Raw genomic sequence first — 20,151 nt, 5'->3', positions numbered from 1 at the left:
TCGCGAGCGACATGCGCATCCTCCTCGCCGGTGGCGGTTCGGCCGGCCACACCTCACCGCTGCTCGCCACGGCGGCCGCCCTCCTGCGTCTCGACGCGTCCACCGAGATCGTCTGCCTCGGCACCAGCGAGGGCCTCGAGGCGCGGCTCGTGCCGGAGGCGGGCTTCCCCCTCGAGATCGTCCCGCGGGTACCACTGCCGCGCCGTCCGAGCGCCGACCTGCTCCGCACCCCCGGCCGGCTGCGCGCCGCTCGCAACGCCGCCCTCGAGGTCGTCGACCGCATCCGCCCCGACGTCGTCGTCGGGTTCGGCGGCTACGTCTCGGTCCCGGCCTACCTCGCGGCCCGCCGGCGCGGCCTGCCGATCGTCGTGCACGAGGGCAACGCCGTCCCCGGTGTCGCCAACAAGCTCGGGGCGCGGATGACCGCGCACGTCGCGACCAGCTTCCCCGACACCCCGCTGCGCCACGCGACGTACACCGGACTGCCGATCCGCCGGATGATCTCCACCATGGACCGCGCCGCCCTGCGCGACGAGGCGCTCGCCGAGTTCGGGCTCTCCGCCGACCGGCCGACCCTGCTCGTCACCGGCGGCTCCCAGGGCGCCGCCCGCCTCAACGCCGCCGTCGCGGGCGCCGCCCCCGCCCTGGCCGCCGGAGGGGTGCAGGTGCTGCACGTCGTCGGACCGCGTCACGAGCTCGACGTCGCCTCCGGTGACGTGGCCTACGTCGTGCGCAGCTTCGTCGACCGGATGGACCTCGCCTACGCCGCGGCCGACGCCGTGCTCTGCCGCGCCGGCAGCAACACCGTCACCGAGGTGTCCGGGGTCGGGCTCCCGGCCGTCTACGTGCCGTTGCCCATCGGCAACGGCGAGCAGGCGGTCAACGCGCGTCCCGTCGTCGACGCCGGCGGCGGGCTGCTCGTCTCCGACGCCGCGCTGACGACCGACTGGGTCGCCGCGACCGTCCCCGACCTGCTCAACGACCGCGCCCGCCTCGACGAGATGGGTGCCGCCGCCCGCGGCGTCATCCCGCTCGACGCCGACGACAAGCTCGCGCGCATGGTCGTCGAGGCCGCCGGCGAGGGACGCGGATGAGGATCCCGATCCCCGACGAGATCCTGCCCGCCGACCGGCTCGGGCGCGTCCACTTCATCGGCATCGGCGGAGCCGGCCTGTCCGCGATCGCCCGGATCATGGCCAGGAGCGGGGTCGAGGTCTCCGGCTCCGACGACCAGGACACGCCCTTCCTGCCGGCGCTGCGTGAGCTCGGGGTGACCTGTCACCTCGGCTACTCCGCCGACCACGTCGCCGGTGCCGACACGGTCGTGGTCACCACGGCGGCCCGCGAGGACAACGTCGAGGTCGCGGAGGCACGCCGCCTCGGGCTGCGCGTCCTGCCCCGCTCCGCCGGCCTCGCCGCGACCATGGCCGGGCGCCGGGTGCTCGCCGTCGCGGGCACGCACGGCAAGACGACCACGACCGGTCTCCTGACCAGCGCCCTGCTCGCGGCCGGCTCCGACCCGACGTACGCCGTCGGGGGAGTGCTCACCGCCACCGGCCGCAACGCCGACGCCGGGACCGACGACCTGTTCGTCGCGGAGGCCGACGAGTCCGACGGCGCGTTCCTGGTCTATCGCCCGCACGCGGCGATCGTCACCAACGTCGAGGCCGACCACCTCGACAACTGGGGCACCGAGGAGGCCTACCACGCGGCCTTCGACGAGTTCGCCGCGACGATCGACCGCGCCGGGTTCCTGGTCTGCTGCGTCGACGACCCCGGCGCTGCGGCGCTGGCCGCGACGGCCCGCGACGCCGGCCTGGAGGTCATCACCGCCGGCGAGGGGGAGGGCTGCGACGTACGCATCACCGACCTGGTCCTCGACGGCACCACCTCCACCTCGCGCATCACCCGCGACGGCGTCGAGCTCGGACAGCTCCGCCTGCGCATCCCCGGTCGCCACTACGTCCTCGACGCGGCCGCCGCGCTGGCGACGGGACTGCGGCTCGGGTTCGCCTTCCACGACCTCACCGACGGGCTCGCCGCCTTCACCGGCACCGGCCGCCGGATGGAGCTCAAGGGCGAGGCCGCCGGCGTCCGGGTCTACGACTCCTACGCCCACCACCACGTCGAGATCGCGGGCGACCTCCAGGCCGCCCGCGCCGTCGCCGGCGACGGCCGGCTGGTCGTCGCGTTCCAGCCGCACCTCGTCTCCCGCACCCGCATCTTCGGCGAGCAGATGGGCCGGGCGCTCGGCGCGGCCGACGAGGTCGTCGTCCTCGACGTCTACCTCGCCCGCGAGGAGGCCGACCCCGCCGTCACCGGCGCCCTGGTCGCCGACGCCGTGCCCCTGCCCGCGGAGCGCGTGCAGCTCGTGCCCGACTTCGACGCCGTCCCCGCCGAGCTCGTACGCCGCGCGCGACCCGGCGACGTCATCCTCACGCTCGGCGCGGGCAGCATCACGCAGCTGGGCGCCCCGATCCTCGCGCTGCTGGAGGAGCGCGATGCCTGAGACCGACACCTCGCGACGTACGCCCGAGTCCGCCGACGAGCGGGCCGAGCGGCGCACGCGCCAGCGGTTCGCCCGCCGCCAGTGGGCGCGGCGGTGGATGCGCTGGAAGCTGGTCGTCGCGCTGGCGCTCCTCGTGGCCCTGGTGGGCACCGCCCTGTGGCTCGTCCTCTTCTCGACCGCCCTGTCCGTGACCGAGGTCGAGGTCAGCGGCAACGACCTGCTCTCCGACCAGAAGGTGCTGCGCGTCGCGGCCGTCCCCGAGGGCGAGCAGCTGGCCTTCGTCGACCTCGCCGACGCCGAGCGCCGTGTCGAGACGCTCTCGGAGGTGAAGGACGCCGACGTGACGCGGGCCTGGCCGCACGGGGTGCTGATCAGCGTCACCGAGCGCACGGCCGTCGCGGTCGTCGAGCTCGGCGGGACCCTGCGTGGCCTCGACGAGGACGGCATCGTCTTCCGCGACTACAAGTCGGCGCCCCGGGGGCTGCCGCGGGTCCGGCCCACCACCTCGACCGGCACCGACGCGCTCAAGGAGGCCGCGGGCGTGGTCTCCGCCATGCCCGAGGACCTGGCCGCGCGGATCGACCACGTCGAGGTGCAGACCATCGACCAGATCAGCCTGGTGCTCCGCGACGGGCGCGAGGTGCAGTGGGGGAGCGCCGACGAGAGCGACCTCAAGGCGACCGTCCTCACCGAGCTCCTCGCGGTGCAGGACGCGAAGGTGTACGACGTCAGCGTGCCCGGCAGCCCCACCACCCGCTGAGAAAATCTTCTCGTCCGCGTGTGCGGCGGCGTGTCGGCCCGGGCCGCCCGGGCGTCGTGCCTACAGTCATGACCAACGCGAGGTTGACATAACTATAACCCTCAGGTGGACCGTTAGGGTTCACGCACCTCGAGGGTGTGGTGAGCCGGCCGACGACTTCCCCGAACCAGCACGACCGTTCCGAGCACGACCCCCCATCACTGAGAGGCCTGCAGCCATGGCAGCAGCACAGAACTACCTGGCGATCATCAAGGTCGTGGGTATCGGTGGAGGCGGCGTCAACGCCGTCAACCGCATGATCGATGTCGGCCTCAAGGGTGTCGAGTTCATCGCGATCAACACCGACGCCCAGGCCCTGCTCATGAGCGACGCCGACGTCAAGCTCGACATCGGGCGCGAGCTCACCCGCGGCCTCGGTGCCGGCGCCAACCCCGACGTGGGCGCCAAGGCGGCCGAGGACCACGCCGACGAGATCGAAGAGGTCATCAAGGGCGCCGACATGGTGTTCGTGACCGCGGGCGAGGGCGGCGGCACCGGCACGGGTGGCGCCCCGGTCGTCGCACGCATCGCGCGCTCCCTCGGCGCCCTGACGATCGGTGTGGTCACGCGCCCGTTCGCCTTCGAGGGCCGCCGACGCGCCAACTCCGCGGAGGAGGGCATCAGCCAGCTCCGCGAGGAGGTCGACACCCTCATCGTCATCCCGAACGACCGGCTGCTGTCGATCAGTGACCGCAACGTGTCGGTGCTCGACGCCTTCAAGCAGGCCGACCAGGTGCTGCTCCAGGGCGTCTCCGGCATCACCGACCTGATCACCACCCCCGGCCTGATCAACCTCGACTTCGCGGACGTGAAGTCGGTCATGGCCAACGCCGGCTCCGCACTCATGGGCATCGGCTCGGCCCGCGGTGAGGACCGGGCCGTGCAGGCGGCCGAGATGGCGGTCTCGTCGCCGTTGCTCGAGGCGTCCATCGAGGGCGCCCACGGCGTGCTCCTCTCGATCGCCGGCGGTTCCGACCTCGGCCTGTTCGAGATCAACGAGGCAGCGGCGCTCGTGTCGCAGTCGGCGCACGCCGAGGCCAACATCATCTTCGGCGCGACCATCGACGACGCCCTCGGCGACGAGGTGCGGGTGACCGTGATCGCGGCCGGCTTCGACGGCGGCATGCCCAAGCGGCGCACGGAGGGCAACGTCCTGCGGCCCAGCGCGCCGACCCAGACGCAGGCCGAGACCCGTGCCGCCGCCCAGGAGGTCGCGGCCAGCCGGTCGACGACCCCCGACGCCGCGGTCGGTCGCACGTCGAGCCCGGCGAGCCAGGCGCCCAGCGCCACGTCCTCCGGCACGCCCGCCGCGGCACCCTCGGTCCACCCCTCGACGCCCGCCGCGCCGAAGCCGACCCGGTCGGTGCAGTTCGACGACGACGACCTCGACGTGCCGGACTTCCTCAAGTAGGTGTTCGTCTACCGCGACTCGCTGGAGGCCACGTCGACCACGTCCCGGGTCGACGTGGCCTTCACCGATTCCTCGATCGACCTGCAGGGCCTGCGCGCCGGGTTCCCCGAGCTGCTGGCCCGGGTGGAGGGCGTCGTCGGAGTCCCGCTGGCGCGGCTCAACCAGGTCCACGGCGACGACGTCCTCGTCGTCGACGCGCCGATGCCGCTCGGCGAGGTGCCGGAGGGCGACGCCCTGGTCACCACCACGCGCGGCCTCGGGCTGATGGTCCGCGTCGCCGACTGTGTGCCGCTCGTGCTGGCCGACGCCGAGGCCGGCGTCATCGGTGCCGTCCACTCCGGTCGCCCCGGCATGGTCCTCGACATCGCCACGCGGACCGTCGAGGCCATGCGCGAGCGTGGCGCCGGCGACCTCACCGCCTGGCTGGGCCCGCACGTGTGCGGCCGGTGCTACGAGGTGCCGGAGGCCATGCGTGACGAGGTCGCGGCCGCCGTGCCCGAGTCCTGGGCCGAGACCTCGTGGGGCACCCCCGCGGTCGACATCGGCGCCGGGGTCGCCGCCCAGCTCGAGCGTGCCGGCGTCCGGGTCGTCGACGTCACCGGGTGCACCGTCGAGGACCGCGGGCTGCACTCCTACCGCCGTGACGGAGCCGCCGCGGGCCGGTTCGCCGGCCTGGTCTGGCTGTCCGGGGAGGATGCCTCGTGACGCAGCGCGCCGACGAGATCGCGGCCAACCTCAGCGCCGTACGCCGCCGCATCGCCGACGCCTGCCGCGAGGCGGACCGGGGCGAGGACGAGGTCGCGCTGACCGTGGTCACCAAGTTCTTCCCGGCCTCCGACGTGCGCATCCTGGCCGACCTCGGGGTGCGGGACGTGGGGGAGAACCGCCACCAGGAGGCCGCCGCCAAGGTGGCCGAGTGCGCCGACCTGCCCCTGGTGTGGCACTTCATCGGCGGCCTCCAGAGCAACAAGGCGGCCGCCGTCGCCTCCTACGCCGACGTCGTCGAGTCGCTCGATCGCGCCAAGCTGGTCGCCGGCCTCCAGCGCGGCGCCCACGACCGCGGCCACGAGGTCGACGTGCTCCTCCAGGTCAGCCTGGACCCGCCGGGAGCCGAGCACCGCTCCGGCGCCGACCCCGCCGACCTGGCCGGGCTCGCGGACGCGGTCGAGGCCTCGGGGGCGCTGCGACTGCGCGGCCTGATGGCCGTCGCGCCGCTCGGTGAGGACCCCGCCGCGGCCTTCACGCGGCTGGCCGCGATTCGCTCCGAGCTCCTCCGGACCCACCCCGGCGCCACCGAGCTCTCGGCCGGGATGAGCGGCGACCTCGAGGCCGCGATCGGGCACGGCGCGACACGCGTGCGTGTCGGCTCCGCGGTCCTCGGTCCGAGGCCACCGGTCCAGTAATGTCTCGAACAGACGTACATCACTCGCGAGCCCTCACCCGGCCCGCGACAATCGGAGGATCACTGTCATGAGCGGCGGAATGCGCAAGATCGGCGAGTACCTCGGTCTGCTCGAGGACTCCGGTCAGTACGACGAGTTCGACGGCGACGACGAGACGAGCCAGCACGACGCGGTGGACGAGCGCCCCGTGCCGGCCTCCCGCGAGCGCCGCCCCGCAGCCGTGTCCGACCTCGCCGAGCGCCGCCGTCCGGCCTCGGTCGCCACGGGAGTAGTCGCCGAGTTGAGCCGAATCACCACCCTGCACCCCCGCAACTACAACGAGGCTCGCCTCGTGGGTGAGAACTACCGCGACGGCACGCCCGTCATCATGAACCTCTCCGAGATGGACGACAACGACGCCAAGCGCCTCGTCGACTTCGCCGCCGGCCTGATCTTTGCCACGCGTGGCAACATCGAGCGCGTGACCAACAAGGTCTTCCTGCTCTCCCCGCCCAACGTCTCGGTGTCGACCGAGGACAAGGAGCGGATCGCGGAGAACGGCTTCTTCAACCAGAGCTGAGTGCACGTGTCGGTCGTCGGCTGGACCCTCTACATAGCCGTGTGGGTCTTCATCGCTTTCTTGTGGGTGCGCTTCGTCGTGGACTGGGTGCAGGTGTTCGCCCGCAGCTGGTCGCCGCGCGGGCCGCTGCTCGTCGTGCTGGAGGGCGTCTACAGCACGACCGACCCGCCGATCAAGGCCCTGCGACGGGTCATCCCGCCGCTGCGGATCGGCAACTTCGCGCTCGACCTGAGCTTCCTGATCGTGATGGTCGCCGCCTACATCCTGCTGCGCGTCATCCTCATGGTCTTCTTCTGACGACAGGTGCTCGGAAACACCAGTCACACGGGTCACTGACACCGCGTGCACGGCGGGGTCTAGTGTGTGTGGTTGCACCACGATGTGGGTGCACAGTGTTTTGTACGTACAGACAACCAAGTTCGCCGACGTGAAAGTTTGGGTGAGGTCATGCCGCTGACGCCTGAGGACGTGAGCAACAAGCGCTTTACTCCCGTCCGCCTCCGTGAGGGCTACGACATGGGAGAGGTCGACCAGTTCCTCGACGAGGTCGAAGCCGAGCTCGCCAGGTTGACCAAGGAGAACGAGGACCTCCGGTCCAAGCTCTCGGCCGCGCAGTCGGGTGCGTCGTCGACGCCGGCCCCCGCGGCCGCTCCGGTCCCGACCCCGGCGCCCGCCGCCGTGGTGGCCCCGGAGCCGGTCAAGGAGGAGAAGCCCGCCCCTGCGCCCGCTCCGGCCCCCGCGCCGCTGGCTGCCGCCACCCCGGTCGGTGGGGTCGAGACGATCCGGGTCGAGACGGTCCCGCAGGCGTCCAACGCCGCGGCCCGCCTGCTCGAGCTCGCCACCCGCAACGCCGACGAGCTCGTCGAGGAGGCCAAGAACGAGGCCGACAAGGTCGTCGGAGCCGCACGCACCAAGGCCGAGCGTCTGGAGTCGGAGGCGAAGGCCAAGTCCGACCGCCTCGAGGCCGACGCCCGCCAGCGCTCGCAGATGCTCGACTCCGAGACGGCCGAGCGTCGTCAGCAGATGTTCGGTGAGCTCGAGAAGGAGCGCGACAAGCTCAACGCCGAGGTCGAGACGCTGCGCTCGTTCGAGCGGGAGTACCGCTCGCGGCTCAAGACCTACTTCACCCAGCAGCTGGAGTCGCTCCAGGGCAACTCGTCGGTGGCCGAGATCCCCCAGGGGGACGCTCCCGCACCCAAGCGCCTGCGCTCCATCCTCGGTGAGGAAGAGGGCTGATCAGCCCCCTCGCAGCACGCACCTGAAGCACCTCGACAACGGCCGGTCCCCCCGCGGGACCGGCCGTTTTCACCCCTTCGGGCGAGCCGTTTGGAGCACCGCTCGGCGAGCGACTACCCTCCACCCACGTATGTGGCTCGGACCACACGATCTTGGCGCACGAGGAGACCCCCGTCATGGCACGCAGCACTCGCAAGTCCCTTGCCGGAACCGCTGCTGCCGCAGCCAAGAAGGTGATCGGACGACGCGGCACGAGCAAGGCAGCCGCCGGCAGCACGGCGAGCACGTCGGCCACCAAGGCGGCGCCGGCGAAGAAGGCGGCACCCGCTGCGAAGGCTCCCGCGAAGAAGGCCCCCGCGACGAAGGCCACGAAGGCTCCCGCGAAGAAGGCCCCCGCGACGAAGGCCACGAAGGCTCCCGCGAAGAAGGCCCCCGCGAAGAAGGCCACGGCTCCTGCGACGAAGGCCGCGCCGGCGACGAAGGCGTCCGCCACGAAGACCGTGGCGAAGAAGACGCCCGCGACGAAGACCGCGGCGAAGAAGACGCCCGCGACGAAGGCGGCGCCGGCGGCGAAGAAGGCCGGGACGGAGGCCTCCGCGAAGAAGACGGCGACGACGGCCGCGACCAAGGCCACGCCCGCCACGAAGACGGCCACGAAGGCTCCCGCGAAGAAGGCGGCGACCAAGGCCACGCCCGCCAAGAAGACGACGCCCGCGAAGGCCGCCACGGCGGCCAAGGCCACGGCCCCGGTCGCCACGGCCGCGAAGTCAACAGCACCGAAGTCAGCAGCATCGAAGTCAGCATCGAAGTCAGCCGCGAAGGCACCAGCGAAGAAGGCACCCGTGACCAAGGCATCGCCCAAGAAGGCCCCCGTCTCCGCGCTGGTGGTGAAGGAGGGTGAGGACGCCTGGACCGATGCCGACATCAAGGAGGTCCTCACCGAGCTGCACACGCAGCGCGACAAGCTCGTCGAGCTCATCGAGCACGCCGAGCAGGACCTCGCCGGACTGATGAAGGACGCCGGCGACGGTGCCGGCCACGACCAGGCCGACATGGGGGCCACCAGCTTCGAGCGCGACCACGAGCTCACGGTCGTCAACAACGAGCGCGACATGGTGGCCCAGATCGACAAGGCCCTGGGCCGCATCCACGACGGCACCTACGGCGTGTGCGAGTCGTGCGGGGAGCCCATCGGCAAGATGCGGCTGATGGCTTTCCCGCGTGCCACACTGTGCATGTCATGCAAGCAGCGCGAGGAGCGTCGCTGAATCCCAGCGACACGGGGCCGGCTGCCACGGACCCCCGACGTCGAAGCACCTGGTGGCTGTTCGCCCTGGTCGGCGTGATCGCCTACGCCCTCGACCTCGGCACGAAGCAGTGGGCCCTGTCCGCGCTGGAGGACCGTGACATCGATGTGGTCGGGGACTTCTTCGTCCTGCACCTGACGCGCAACCCGGGTGCGGCGTTCAGCACCGGCACCGAGTTCACCACCGTGCTGACCTGCCTGGCCATCGTCGCGGTCTGCGCCGTGCTCGTGGTGAGCCTCCGCCTCGCCAGCCCGCTGTGGTCGGTGGGTCTCGGGCTACTCATCGGCGGCGTCGGCGGCAACCTGACCGACCGGATCATCCGCGAACCCGGGGTGATGCGCGGTCACGTCATCGACTGGCTCATGCTGCCCAACTGGCCCGTCTTCAACATCGCCGACATGTGCATCATGGCCGCAGCCGGCGTGATCATCCTGCAGAGCCTGCGCGGCGTCACCCTGCGCGGCGAGCGGGTCACCGACGCCGCCGAGCCCGAGGCCGAGCAGGACCACGCGTGAGCGAGCGAGCCGACCAGGACAGTGTGGGCAGCTACTCCGACCACCGGACGGTCCTGGTGCCGGAGGGGCTGGCCGGCGAGCGTGTCGACGCCGCGATGGCGCGGATGTTCGGCTTCTCCCGCACCAAGGCCGCCGACCTGATCGCCCAGGGCCACGTGCAGGTCGACTCGGCCTCCGTCGGCAAGAGCGACCGCGTGCACGCCGGCTCGATGCTCGACGTGACGATCCCCGCCGAGGTCGACCCGCTCGAGGTGGTCCCCGAGATCGTCGAGGGCATCAAGATCATCCACGACGACGACGCGATCGTGGTGATCGACAAGCCCGTCGGGGTCGCGGTGCACCCCTCGCCCGGCTGGTCCGGTCCGACCGTCGTCGGACACCTCGCCGGCGCCGGCTTCCGCATCTCCACCTCGGGGGCACGTGAGCGCGAGGGCATCGTGCAGCGCCTCGACGTCGGCACCTCGGGCGTGATGGTGATCGCGAAGTCCGAGCACTCCTACTCCGTGCTCAAGAACGCCTTCCGCCACCGCACGGTCGACAAGACCTACCACGCGCTGGTGCAGGGCCACCCCGACCCGCTGTCGGGCACCGTCGACGCGCCGATCGGGCGCCACCCGAAGCACGACTACAAGTTCGCCGTGATGGCGGACGGCCGCCACAGCGTCACCCACTACGAGACGCTCGAGGCCCACCGCTTCGCCTCGCTGCTCGAGATCCACCTCGAGACCGGGCGCACCCACCAGATCCGGGTTCACATGTCGGCCCTGAAGCACCCCTGCGTCGGCGACATCACCTACGGCGCCGACCCCACGCTGGCCCGCCGCGTCGGTCTCGAGCGCCAGTGGCTGCACGCGCTGAAGCTGGGCTTCGAGCACCCGGACAGCGGTGACTACGTGGAGTACGAGTCGACGTACCCCGACGACCTCGCCCGTGCCCTCGAGGTCATCCGAGATGAGCACTGAGACCTCCCTGCGTCTCGCCTCGCGCGCCGACCTGCCCGCGATCGCGGAGGTCTACCTCGCGGCCCGCGAGGTCGCGGCCATGCCTCCCGGCGTGCACCCGCCCGCCGACGTACGCACCTGGGTGGGCGGCTGGGACCTGGCGACCCGCGACGTCTGGGTCGCCGAGTCGGACGACCGCGTCGTCGGGTTCGCCAACCTGACCCCGACCTGGCTCGACGGGTTGTACGTCGATCCCGGCGCCCAGCGGCGCGGCGTCGGCTCGACGCTGGTCGAGGTGGCGAAGTCGCTGCGTCCCGACGGCTTCGGGCTGTGGGTCTTCGAGATGAACGCCCCCGCGCGTGCCTTCTACCGCGCCCACGGCTTCGTCGAGCTCGAGCGCACCGACGGCTCGGCCAACGAGGAGCGGGCGCCGGACGTGAAGATGGTCTGGCCGGGCGTCGAGCCGCTGGCCTGCTTCCGGTCGATGATCGACGAGGTGGACGAGCTGCTGGGTGACGTCCTGGCCCGTCGGGTGGCCTTGACCCGGGCCGTGCAGGACGTCAAGATCTCGTCCGGACGCGACGCCGCTCGGGAGGCCGACGTCGTGCGTCGGGTCGCCGCCGTGGTGCCCGAGCTGGGAGAGGAGCGAGTGGCGCGGATCGTGCACGCCATCATCACCGAGTCACTCGACGCCGCGCGCCCGGACCGGGAGCGGTGAGCCTGCTCCTGCACCTCAACGGTGCTCCGGGGGTGGGCAAGTCGACCATCGCCGAGCGGCTGGTCGCCACCCGGCCGGGCTGGCTCAACTGCGACATCGACGTCCTGCGCACCCTCCTCGGCGGGTGGCAGGACGACTTCGCCCGTGCCGGCGCCCAGATCCGCCCGGTGGCCCGCGAGATGATGGCCGCGCAGCTCGCGACAGGACGCGCGGTGGTCCTGCCGCAGCTCGTCATGCAGGACGCCGAGCTGGCCAACTTCAAGTCACTGGCGCTGATGTGCGGCGTGCCGTACGTCCACGTGTTCATCGACGCCTCCCGCGACGAGCTGGCCATGCGCTGGCAGCGCCGCAGCTCCGGCAACCCGTGGACCACGACCTCCCAGCGGATCCTGCGCGAGCTCGGCGGCACCGACGCCGTGCTGATGGCCGGGGCCCTGGCGCGCGAGCTCGCGGTCGTGGACCGGGCGGTGTTCGTGCGATCCGAGCGGCACCAGGTCGATGCGGCCGCCGAGGAGATCGCCAACCTGCTGCCCTGACCCGGCTAGCGTGGCGCTGTGCAGCTCGACGGTGACATCGCTGACCGCTACCGCGACTTCGCGGCGTACGCCGCCGGCGACTCCGCCTGCTTCGTCGACTGGGCCTTCGGGGTGGCCGACGACCCGGAGGTGCACACGTGGCTGGCGGACCTGCCGCGCCTCAAGCAGCAGCCCAACCTCGTGTTCGCCGCCGCGCGCTGGCACGGCGCACCCGCGCCCGGCCCCTACGACGGCCTGCGGTCGGTGCTCCTCGACCAGGAGGCAGCGGTCAAGGCGACGATCCGCGACCGCGCCACCCAGACCAACGAGGTCGGCCGGCTGGCGACCCTGACCCCCGTGCTCGCGCAGCTCCCGGGTCCGATCTCGCTCGTCGAGGTCGGCACCAGCGCCGGACTGTGCCTGTTCCCCGACCGCTACGACTACGACTGGTCGCCGATCGGAAGCCTCGCCGGCAGCGGCGGGCCGACGCTGACGGCCACGGCGACCGGCGACCTGCCGGTGCCGCGCGCCCACCCCGAGGTGGGCTGGCGGGGCGGTGTCGACCTCAACCCCCTCGACGTACGCGACGAGGACGCCATGGCGTGGCTGACCATCCTCGTGTGGCCCGAGCAGGACGTACGCCGCGCACGGCTCGAGCAGGCGGTGGAGATCGCTCGCCGGGAGCCGCCGTCGATCGTGCGCGGCGACCTCGTCGACGAGCTGCCGGCCCTGCTCGCCGAGGCGAGGCGCCACGGCACGCCGGTGGTCTTCCACAGCGCCGTCATCGCCTACCTCGAGGACGACCGCCGCGAGCACTTCCACGACCTGATGACGACGCTGGTCGCGGCGGGGGAGTGTCGCTGGGTGAGCAACGAGGCGCCGCACGTGCTCGAGCGGGTGACGGGCGGGCTGGAGGTCCCCGTCGGTCGTTTCGTGCTGGCCCTGGACGGGCGTCCGGTGGCCCTCACGCACGGTCACGGCCAGGCCATCGACTGGCTCCGAGGGCACGCGAGTGTCCTGTCGGTGGGCCCTGCCAGACTGACGTAGGCTGGCGATCTTCCCCCTCAGACGCGTCGGCCACCCCCCGATCTGCGTCCCGACCAGCGACCCACGGAAGGTGTGGAAGACCGACTCATGTCTGCCGGCTCAGGAGACAACTTCGCGCACCTGCACGTCCACACCGAGTACTCCATGCTGGACGGCGCGGCCCGGCTGAAGGACCTCGCGGAGCGCACCGCCGAGCTGGGCATGCCGGCCGTGGCGATGACCGACCACGGCAACGTCTTCGGGGCCTACGAGTTCTACCGCCAGTGCAAGGCCGCCGGGGTCAAGCCGATCATCGGCATGGAGGCCTACTTCACCCCCAACATCAGCCGCTTCGAGCGCAAGCGCGTCAACTTCTACAAGGGCGGCCCCGACGACGTCTCCAGTCGCGGTGCCTACACCCACATGACGCTGCTGAGCGAGACCACCGAGGGCATGCACAACCTGTTCCGGCTCTCGACCGGGGCGTGGCGCGACGGCTTCTTCCAGCACCCGCGCGCCGACCGCGAGCTGCTCTCGCAGCACAGCGCCGGGATCATCGGCACGACCGGCTGCCCCAGCGGTGAGATCCAGGTCCACCTGCGCCACGACAACTACGACGCGGCCCGCCAGACCGCGGCCGACTTCCAGGAGATCCTGGGTCGCGACAACTACTTCCTCGAGCTCATGGACCACGGCCTCGACATCGAGCGCCGCGTCCGCGACGGCCTGCTGCGACTGGCCAAGGACCTGCGGATCCCGCTGCTGGCCACCAACGACTCCCACTACGTCAACCGGGAGGACGCGCCGAGCCAGGAGCACCTGCTCTGCATCAACTCCGGCTCGACGATGGACATCCCGGCCGGTGACGGCCCGGGCCAGCGCTTCGCGTTCTCCGGCGACGGCTACTACATCAAGTCCCCGGCCGAGATGCGCGCGCTGTGGGTCGACAAGTACGACCTGCGCGAGGCGTGCGACAACACCCTGTGGATCGCCGAGCGGTGCGACGTGTCGTTCAACGAGGGCAGCGGCACCTACATGCCGAAGTTCCCCTGTCCCGAGGGCGAGAACGAGGACTCCTGGCTGGTCAAGGAGGTCGAGCGCGGCCTCGCGGTGCGCTATCCCGGCGGCATCCCCGACGACGTGCGCAAGCAGGCCGACTTCGAGGTCGGCGTCATCACCCAGATGGGCTTCCCGGGCTACTTCCTCGTCGTCGCCGACTTCATCAACTGGGCCAAGGACAACGGCATCCGGGTCGGCCCGGGTCGTGGCTCCGGCGCCGGCTCGATGGTCGCCTACGCCATGCGGATCACCGACCTCGACCCGCTGGTCCACGGCCTCATCTTCGAGCGGTTCCTCAACCCCGACCGCGTCTCGATGCCCGACTTCGACATCGACTTCGACGAGCGTCGACGCGGCGAGGTCATCCGCTACGTCACGGAGAAGTACGGCGACGAGCGGGTCTCCTACATCGTCACCTACGGCACCATCAAGGCCAAGCAGGCCGTCAAGGACTCCTCGCGCATCCTCGGCTACCCGTTCGCCATGGGCGACCGCATCACCAAGGCCATGCCGGCCGCGGTGATGGGCAAGGACGTCCCGCTCCAGGAGATCTTCAACCCCGACCACAAGAGGTACGGCGAGGGCGGGGAGTTCCGCTCCCTCTACGAGGCCGACAACGACGTCAAGCGCGTCGTCGACACCGCGGTGGGGATCGAGGGACTGAAGCGGCAGTGGGGCGTGCACGCCGCCGGCGTCATCATGTCCAGCGAGCCGCTGCTCGACATCATCCCGATGCTCAAGCGCCCCGCCGACGGCGCCATGATCACCCAGTTCGACTACCCCACGTGTGAGGGCCTCGGCCTGATCAAGATGGACTTCCTCGGGCTGCGCAACCTCACCGTGCTCGACGACGCGGTGAAGAACATCCAGGCCAACCGCGGCGAGACCGTGGTGCTCGAGGACCTGCCGCTGACCGACGAGGCGACGTACGCCCTCCTCCAGCGCGGCGACACCCTGGGCGTCTTCCAGCTCGACGGTGGGCCGATGCGCTCGCTGCTGCGCTCGATGCGACCCGACACCTTCGAGGACATCTCCGCGGTCGGTGCGCTCTACCGACCCGGCCCGATGGGTGCCGACTCCCACAACAAGTACGCCCGCCGCAAGACCGGGCGCGAGGCCGTGGAGGCCATCCACCCCGAGCTGGCCGAGCCGCTGGCCGACGTGCTGGGCGAGACCTACGGCCTGATCGTCTACCAGGAGCAGGTGATGGCGATCGCCCAGAAGCTCGCCGGCTTCACGCTCGGTGAGGCCGACATCCTGCGGCGCGCGATGGGCAAGAAGAAGAAGGAGGAGCTGGACAAGCAGTTCGCCGGCTTCTCCGGCGGCATGCTGGAGAGGGGCTACTCCCACGCCGCGATCAAGACGCTGTGGGACATCCTGCTGCCCTTCTCCGACTACGCCTTCAACAAGGCCCACTCGGCGGCCTACGGCCTCGTGTCCTACTGGACCGCCTACCTCAAGGCCAACTACCCGGCGGAATACATGGCCGCGCTGCTGACCTCGACGCGCGACGACAAGGACAAGTCGGCGATCTACCTCAACGAGTGCCGCCGGATGAAGATCCAGGTGCTGCCGCCCGACGTCAACGAGTCGCACGCCAACTTCACCCCGGTCGGCAACGACATCCGCTTCGGGCTGACCGCCATCCGCAACGTCGGCGTGAACGTCGTCGAGGGCATCGCCAGCGGGCGCGAGGAGAAGGGCCGCTACGCCGACTTCAACGACTTCATGGACAAGGTCCCGGTCCACGTGTGCAACAAGCGCGTGATCGAGTCGCTGATCAAGGCGGGCGCCTTCGACGAGATGAAGCACAAGCGGCGCGCGCTGGTGACCATCCACGAGATGGCCGTGGACCAGTACATCGACATCAAGAAGAACGAGGCGATCGGCCAGGACTCCTTGTTCGGCGGGCTCGACGAGGCCGACGGCGGCTTCGGGGTGAACGTCGCGATCCCCGAGATCGACGACTGGGACAAGATGACGCTGCTCGGCCACGAGCGGGAGATGCTCGGGCTCTACGTCTCCGACCACCCGCTGCTCGGGCTCGAGCACGTGCTCCAGACCGGCACCGACTGCACGATCGGCCAGCTGATGCTCGACGAGGAGCGCCAGCACGGCTCGACGCTCACCATCAGCGGGCTGGTGACCAGCGTGCAGCGCAAGATCACCAAGAAGGGCGACTCGTGGGCCACGGTCACCCTCGAGGACCTCGACGGCGCCATCGAGGTGCTGCTGTTCCCGAGCGCCTACCAGCTGGCCTCGGCCCACCTCGTCGAGGACGCCATCATCCGGGTCAAGGGCCAGCTCTCCCGCGACAAGGACCAGCCCGAGCTGCGCGCGCAGGAGGTCACGGTCCCCGACCTGTCCGACGGCCCGTCGGGCCCGGTCTCGGTCAACCTGCCGCAGACCCGCATCAACCCGGGGGTCGTCGACAGCCTCAAGGACGTGCTGGCGACCCACCCCGGGGTCACCGAGGTGCTCCTCAACGTCCGCATGCGCGACAAGACGATCGTGCTCAAGGTCGGCGACCACCACCGCGTCACGCCGTCGCCGGCGCTGTTCGCCGACCTCAAGCAGCTCCTCGGCCCGGGGTGCCTGACCGGGTGAGGGAGCGCTGGGGGACGGCGGTGCAGGTCCTCGGGATCGTCGCCGTCTTCGCCGCCGTCGGAGCCGTCGCGGGCGTGGTCTGGGAGTGGCTGTGGGACGCCCCGGTCGGCGTCGCCTACCAGGACCAGTGGTTCCTCGAGCCCGCCGGTCCTGACTACGCGTTCTCCGGGACGGGGTGGTACGTCGTGGTCGCGCTGGTCGCCGGCGCGCTGACCGCCTTCGCGCTCGGCTGGTGGTGGCCGCGCCACGAGGTCGCGAGCCTCGCCGCGATCGTGGTCGGGTCGGTGCTGGCCGGCTGGGTGATGTTCCGGGTGGGGCACTCCCTCGGCCCGCAGGACCCCCGGGTGCTGGCCGCCGGCAAGGCCGACTTCACCGCCATCCCCAGTGACCTGACCCTCGCCGGGGTCGACGGCGAGCCGCGGCTGTTCCGGCTCGACTCGGCCGCGATGGCCGCCTTCCCGATCGGCGCGATGATCGCCTCGGTCTACGTCTTCGCGGTCGCCACGGGACGCCGCTCGGGACGCCGATCCGGCCGCCGGAAACCGGCGGTTGAGACCCCGCCCGCTGGGTAGGCTGGCCGCGTCACGCATCCAGCTGTTCCCGACGGGGGTTCCCATGTCCAACACCACTCCGCCCGGCCCGGACTCGTCCGGCCACAACCCGGGCGGTCCCGAGTTCCTCGAGTCGTCCGCGGGCTCGCCCGTCGCCCGTGAGGCGCACGCCGGCGACAACCGCAAGCGGCTGCTCGCCGTCGGCGGGCTCGTCGGCGTCCTCGCCGTCGGCGGCGGCGCCGTCTGGGCGGCGACGTCCTTCCTGGCCACCGGCAGCCAGCCCGCCGAGGCGCTGCCCGCCAGCACCCTGGGCTACGTCAGCATCGACCTCGACCCCAGCGGCGGCCAGAAGATCGAGGCCATCAAGACGCTGCGCAAGTTCCCCGCCTTCAAGGAGCAGACCGGCCTCGACACCGACGACGACCTGCGCGAGAAGATCGTCGAGGAGATCGTGAAGTCGGGCGAGTGCGAGGGCCTCGACTACGCGAAGGACGTCGAGCCGTGGCTCGGCAGCCGGGCGGCCATGGCCGCCGCCGACCTCGGCGGCGACACCCCGACGGCCGTGATGGTCGTCCAGGTCACCGACGCCGGCAAGGCCGAGGACGGCGTCGACAACCTGCTCCAGGTCTGCGGTGCCGGCGCGTCGGCCGAGGGCTCCGACAGCTCCGACAGCTCCGGGGACACCGGCGGCTACGTGATCTCCGGCGACTGGCTGGTCGTGGGCAAGAACGAGGCCGAGGCGCAGAAGGTGGTCGACGCCACCGAGAAGGGCTCGCTCGCCGACGACGCCGACTTCCAGAAGTGGACCGGCGAGGCCGGGGACTCCGGGATCATGAGCATGTACGCCGCCCCCGAGGCCGGCGACTTCATGAGCCGCTACCTCACCGACATGCCCGGCATGGGCTCGATGTTCGGGATGCCGTCGGCCGACGGCTTCGAGATCGACCCGGAGACGGGAGAGTTCGTGGAGAACGCTCCCTCGGGCACCGAGAGCGTCCCGCCGGAGCTCACCGAGATGCTCGAGCAGTTCGACGGGGCGGCCGCGACCGTGCGGTTCGACGACGGCGGGCTGGAGTTCGAGGCCGCCTACTCCAACTACCAGGGCGAGCTCACCAAGGACTTCCTCGGTGACGCCGGGGTCGAGATGGTGCAGGGCCTGCCCGACGACACCGTCGCCGCGTTCGGGCTGGGCTTCGGTGAGGGCTGGGCCCAGTCGCTGATCGACTACATGGCCAAGAGCAGCCCCGAGGGCACCGACGTCGACGACCTGATCGCGCAGGCCGAGGAGGAGACCGGCCTGGCCCTGCCCGAGGACCTCGAGACGCTGATGGGCGAGGGGATGGCCATCGGCCTGGGCAGCGGCATCGACCCCGACGCGATCGTCAACGGCGGTCCCTCCGAGCTGCCGCTCGGCATCAAGATCAAGGGTGACGCCGCGGAGATCCAGGCCGTGCTCGACAAGGTCAAGGACCTGGCCGGCCCGGACGTCGCGCCCTACCTCGAGGTCACCGAGGCCGACGGCTATGCCGTGCTCGGCACCAACGACGCCTACAAGGAGTCGCTGACCTCGACGGGCTCGCTCGGCGACACCGACGCCTACACGAAGGTGATCGAGGGTGACGCGCAGAGCGTGATGTTCCTCAACTTCGACGCCGACGACGACTGGCTGGTCCGCCTCGCCGAGGACGAGCCGGAGGTCAGCGACAACCTCGAGCCGCTCTCCGCCGTCGGCATCAGCGGCTGGCTCGACGGCGACGTCGTGCACGGCGTCTTCAAGGTCACGACCGACTGACCCGACGCGCCTGACGTCCCTACCGGCCGATCTGGGCCGTGATCGCCTCGGTGATCGCGACCAGGTCGGCCGGTGTCATCTCCAGGTCCAGCCCGCGGCGCCCGCCGGAGACGAACACGGTCGGGTGGGCCGTCGCGGAGTCGTCGACGACGGTGCGCAGCCGCTTCTTCTGCCCGACGGGGGAGATGCCCCCCGCGACGTACCCCGTGGTCCGCTCGGCCACCCCGACGTCGGCCATCGCCGCCCGGCTGCCGCCGAGCGCCCTGGCGAGCGCCTTGAGGTCGAGCTGGCGGTCGACCGGCACGATGCCGACGACCAGCGCCCCGTCGAGGGTGGCGAGCAGCGTCTTGAACACCCGTGCCGGCTCGACACCCAACGCCTCGGCGGCCTCGAGGCCGTACGACGAGGCCCGCGGGTCGTGCTCGTAGGGGTGCAGCTCGAACCCGATCCCGGCCGCGGTGAGCGCCACCGTCGCGGGCGTGCCGCCGGGCTGCTTCCTCCTCGCCACCGCGTCTCCGTCAGTTGGGGGACCAGGCGGTGCGCGCCACGTCGGTGGCGGGCAACGACGGGATGACGTTGATTGCGCGGAGCTCCTCGCGCAGCAGGGTGGTCACCAGCTCGAGCCGGGCCTCGGGGCTCTCGGCCTCGAGCAGCGCCTGCCGCTCGGCCATCGGCAGCGGCGCCAGCGCGGCGAGGGTCCAGGAGAGGTAGCCGGGATCGCGCGGCAGGCTGCCCGAGAAGGTCGTGCCCTGGATCTCGCTGATCGCGGCGCGGTAGGCCGTGAAGGTCGCGCGGGCGCGGTCGTGCAGGGCCGTCGGGCCGTCGACCGGGTCGTCGGGGGAGTCGGTGATCTCGCCCTGCGCGAACTCCCCGGAGGTCTCGAGGCCGTCCAGCACGATCCGGTCGCGGGCGGTGGCGGTGATCTCGAACGTGCCGTCCTCGTTGCTCTCGACCTCCGTCAGCTGCATCCTCACCCCCACGCGGTAGAGCGACTGGGCCCCGTGGTCGCCGACCTCGTAGCCCTCGCGGATGGCGACCGTGCCGAAGAGACGCTCGGCCGGGTCCTCGATGCTGAGCAGGTGGTGCACGAGCGCGCGGTAGCGGTCCTCGAAGACGTGCAGGGGGATGGTGACGCCGGGGAACAGGACCGTGTTGAGGGGGAACATCGGCAGCGTGTCGCTCACCTCCACAACCTAACCGGTG

The 20,151-nt window shown here is 71.3% G+C and carries 19 protein-coding genes and 1 pseudogene; 18 read left to right on the top strand and 2 right to left on the bottom strand.

The genetic code is table 11. The features are described 5' to 3' along the window. Positions 1-11 precede the first annotated feature (11 nt). The 18 genes and pseudogenes from murG to C7S10_RS12285 all read left to right on the top strand — a co-directional run bounded on the left by murG (position 12) and on the right by C7S10_RS12285 (position 18,948). Positions 12-1,094, top strand: a complete 1,083-nt coding sequence (gene murG, locus C7S10_RS12370; protein ID WP_108344748.1) for an undecaprenyldiphospho-muramoylpentapeptide beta-N-acetylglucosaminyltransferase — start codon at positions 12-14, stop codon at positions 1,092-1,094. After that, entirely contained in the window at positions 1,091-2,509 is a 1,419-nt protein-coding gene (gene murC, locus C7S10_RS12365) for a UDP-N-acetylmuramate--L-alanine ligase (RefSeq protein WP_108344747.1), read from the top strand. The genes murG and murC overlap by 4 nt, the downstream gene beginning before the upstream one ends. Beyond that, on the top strand, positions 2,502-3,269 hold the full coding sequence (locus C7S10_RS12360) for a cell division protein FtsQ/DivIB (protein ID WP_108344746.1): 768 nt from the start codon (positions 2,502-2,504) through the stop codon (positions 3,267-3,269). Before murC ends, C7S10_RS12360 begins: the two co-directional genes overlap by 8 nt. 217 nt (positions 3,270-3,486) lie before the next feature. Beyond that, positions 3,487-4,431: pseudogene (gene ftsZ / locus C7S10_RS12355) on the top strand (cell division protein FtsZ); the annotation flags it as partial. A gap of 288 nt (positions 4,432-4,719) precedes the next feature. Further along, a complete protein-coding gene (locus tag C7S10_RS12350) occupies positions 4,720-5,424 on the top strand; it encodes a purine nucleoside phosphorylase YfiH/LACC1 family protein (protein WP_108344744.1) in 705 nt (234 codons plus the stop codon). Then, on the top strand, positions 5,421-6,122 hold the full coding sequence (locus C7S10_RS12345; RefSeq protein WP_108344743.1) for a YggS family pyridoxal phosphate-dependent enzyme: 702 nt from the start codon (positions 5,421-5,423) through the stop codon (positions 6,120-6,122). The genes C7S10_RS12350 and C7S10_RS12345 overlap by 4 nt, the downstream gene beginning before the upstream one ends. A gap of 67 nt (positions 6,123-6,189) precedes the next feature. Continuing rightward, positions 6,190-6,681 carry a cell division protein SepF gene (locus C7S10_RS12340; protein WP_108344742.1) on the top strand — a complete coding sequence of 164 codons (492 nt, stop codon included), beginning with the start codon at positions 6,190-6,192 and terminating at the stop codon, positions 6,679-6,681. A gap of 6 nt (positions 6,682-6,687) precedes the next feature. Continuing rightward, positions 6,688-6,978, top strand: a complete 291-nt coding sequence (locus C7S10_RS12335) for a YggT family protein (protein WP_108344985.1) — start codon at positions 6,688-6,690, stop codon at positions 6,976-6,978. A gap of 150 nt (positions 6,979-7,128) precedes the next feature. After that, positions 7,129-7,917: a DivIVA domain-containing protein gene (locus C7S10_RS12330; RefSeq protein WP_108344984.1), complete on the top strand. Its 789-nt coding sequence runs from the start codon at positions 7,129-7,131 to the stop codon at positions 7,915-7,917. A 176-nt stretch (positions 7,918-8,093) separates the two neighbouring features. Continuing rightward, complete coding sequence (locus tag C7S10_RS22570; protein WP_133176508.1) at positions 8,094-9,185, top strand: TraR/DksA family transcriptional regulator; 1,092 nt, start codon at positions 8,094-8,096, stop codon at positions 9,183-9,185. Between the two features lie 74 nt (positions 9,186-9,259). Continuing rightward, complete coding sequence (locus tag C7S10_RS12320; RefSeq protein ID WP_243395340.1) at positions 9,260-9,739, top strand: signal peptidase II; 480 nt, start codon at positions 9,260-9,262, stop codon at positions 9,737-9,739. Beyond that, entirely contained in the window at positions 9,736-10,701 is a 966-nt protein-coding gene (locus C7S10_RS12315; protein WP_279303166.1) for an RluA family pseudouridine synthase, read from the top strand. The genes C7S10_RS12320 and C7S10_RS12315 overlap by 4 nt, the downstream gene beginning before the upstream one ends. Further along, positions 10,691-11,398, top strand: coding sequence for a GNAT family N-acetyltransferase (locus C7S10_RS12310; protein WP_108344739.1), 708 nt, complete (start codon positions 10,691-10,693; stop codon positions 11,396-11,398). Before C7S10_RS12315 ends, C7S10_RS12310 begins: the two co-directional genes overlap by 11 nt. After that, entirely contained in the window at positions 11,395-11,934 is a 540-nt protein-coding gene (locus C7S10_RS12305; RefSeq protein ID WP_108344738.1) for an AAA family ATPase, read from the top strand. The genes C7S10_RS12310 and C7S10_RS12305 overlap by 4 nt, the downstream gene beginning before the upstream one ends. Before the next feature lie 18 nt (positions 11,935-11,952). Then, positions 11,953-12,960 (top strand): DUF2332 domain-containing protein, encoded by a 1,008-nt coding sequence (locus C7S10_RS12300; RefSeq protein ID WP_108344737.1) that lies wholly within the window; start codon positions 11,953-11,955, stop codon positions 12,958-12,960. Positions 12,961-13,047: 87 nt separating this feature from the next. Further along, positions 13,048-16,605: a DNA polymerase III subunit alpha gene (dnaE, locus tag C7S10_RS12295; RefSeq protein WP_108344736.1), complete on the top strand. Its 3,558-nt coding sequence runs from the start codon at positions 13,048-13,050 to the stop codon at positions 16,603-16,605. Beyond that, a complete protein-coding gene (locus tag C7S10_RS12290; protein WP_133176507.1) occupies positions 16,602-17,177 on the top strand; it encodes a hypothetical protein in 576 nt (191 codons plus the stop codon). Before dnaE ends, C7S10_RS12290 begins: the two co-directional genes overlap by 4 nt. Before the next feature lie 43 nt (positions 17,178-17,220). After that, positions 17,221-18,948 (top strand): DUF3352 domain-containing protein, encoded by a 1,728-nt coding sequence (locus tag C7S10_RS12285; protein WP_108344734.1) that lies wholly within the window; start codon positions 17,221-17,223, stop codon positions 18,946-18,948. Positions 18,949-18,967: 19 nt separating this feature from the next. Here C7S10_RS12285 and ybaK read toward each other — a convergent pair whose 3' ends face one another. Together ybaK and C7S10_RS12275 are read right to left on the bottom strand one after the other, a co-directional pair. Then, positions 18,968-19,456 carry a Cys-tRNA(Pro) deacylase gene (gene ybaK / locus C7S10_RS12280; protein WP_108344733.1) on the bottom strand — a complete coding sequence of 163 codons (489 nt, stop codon included), beginning with the start codon at positions 19,454-19,456 and terminating at the stop codon, positions 18,968-18,970. Positions 19,457-19,466: 10 nt separating this feature from the next. Continuing rightward, positions 19,467-20,132, bottom strand: coding sequence for an LON peptidase substrate-binding domain-containing protein (locus C7S10_RS12275; protein WP_108344982.1), 666 nt, complete (start codon positions 20,130-20,132; stop codon positions 19,467-19,469). Between the last annotated feature and the right edge of the window lie 19 nt (positions 20,133-20,151).

Source organism: Nocardioides currus (assembly GCF_003057875.1).
GTDB classification, from domain to species: domain Bacteria; phylum Actinomycetota; class Actinomycetes; order Propionibacteriales; family Nocardioidaceae; genus Nocardioides; species Nocardioides currus.
This window is presented reverse-complemented; position numbering and strand designations above follow the sequence as displayed.

Excerpts from the sequence above, each read along its gene's own strand:
- murG (WP_108344748.1), top strand. The coding sequence starts at position 12 with ATGCGCATCCTCCTCGCCGGTGGCGGTTCGGCCGGCCACACCTCACCG.
- murC (WP_108344747.1), top strand. The coding sequence starts at position 1,091 with ATGAGGATCCCGATCCCCGACGAGATCCTGCCCGCCGACCGGCTCGGG.
- C7S10_RS12360 (WP_108344746.1), top strand. The coding sequence starts at position 2,502 with ATGCCTGAGACCGACACCTCGCGACGTACGCCCGAGTCCGCCGACGAG.
- C7S10_RS12340 (WP_108344742.1), top strand. The coding sequence starts at position 6,190 with ATGAGCGGCGGAATGCGCAAGATCGGCGAGTACCTCGGTCTGCTCGAG.
- C7S10_RS12330 (WP_108344984.1), top strand. The coding sequence starts at position 7,129 with ATGCCGCTGACGCCTGAGGACGTGAGCAACAAGCGCTTTACTCCCGTC.
- C7S10_RS22570 (WP_133176508.1), top strand. The coding sequence starts at position 8,094 with ATGGCACGCAGCACTCGCAAGTCCCTTGCCGGAACCGCTGCTGCCGCA.
- C7S10_RS12310 (WP_108344739.1), top strand. The coding sequence starts at position 10,691 with ATGAGCACTGAGACCTCCCTGCGTCTCGCCTCGCGCGCCGACCTGCCC.
- dnaE (WP_108344736.1), top strand. The coding sequence starts at position 13,048 with ATGTCTGCCGGCTCAGGAGACAACTTCGCGCACCTGCACGTCCACACC.
- C7S10_RS12285 (WP_108344734.1), top strand. The coding sequence starts at position 17,221 with ATGTCCAACACCACTCCGCCCGGCCCGGACTCGTCCGGCCACAACCCG.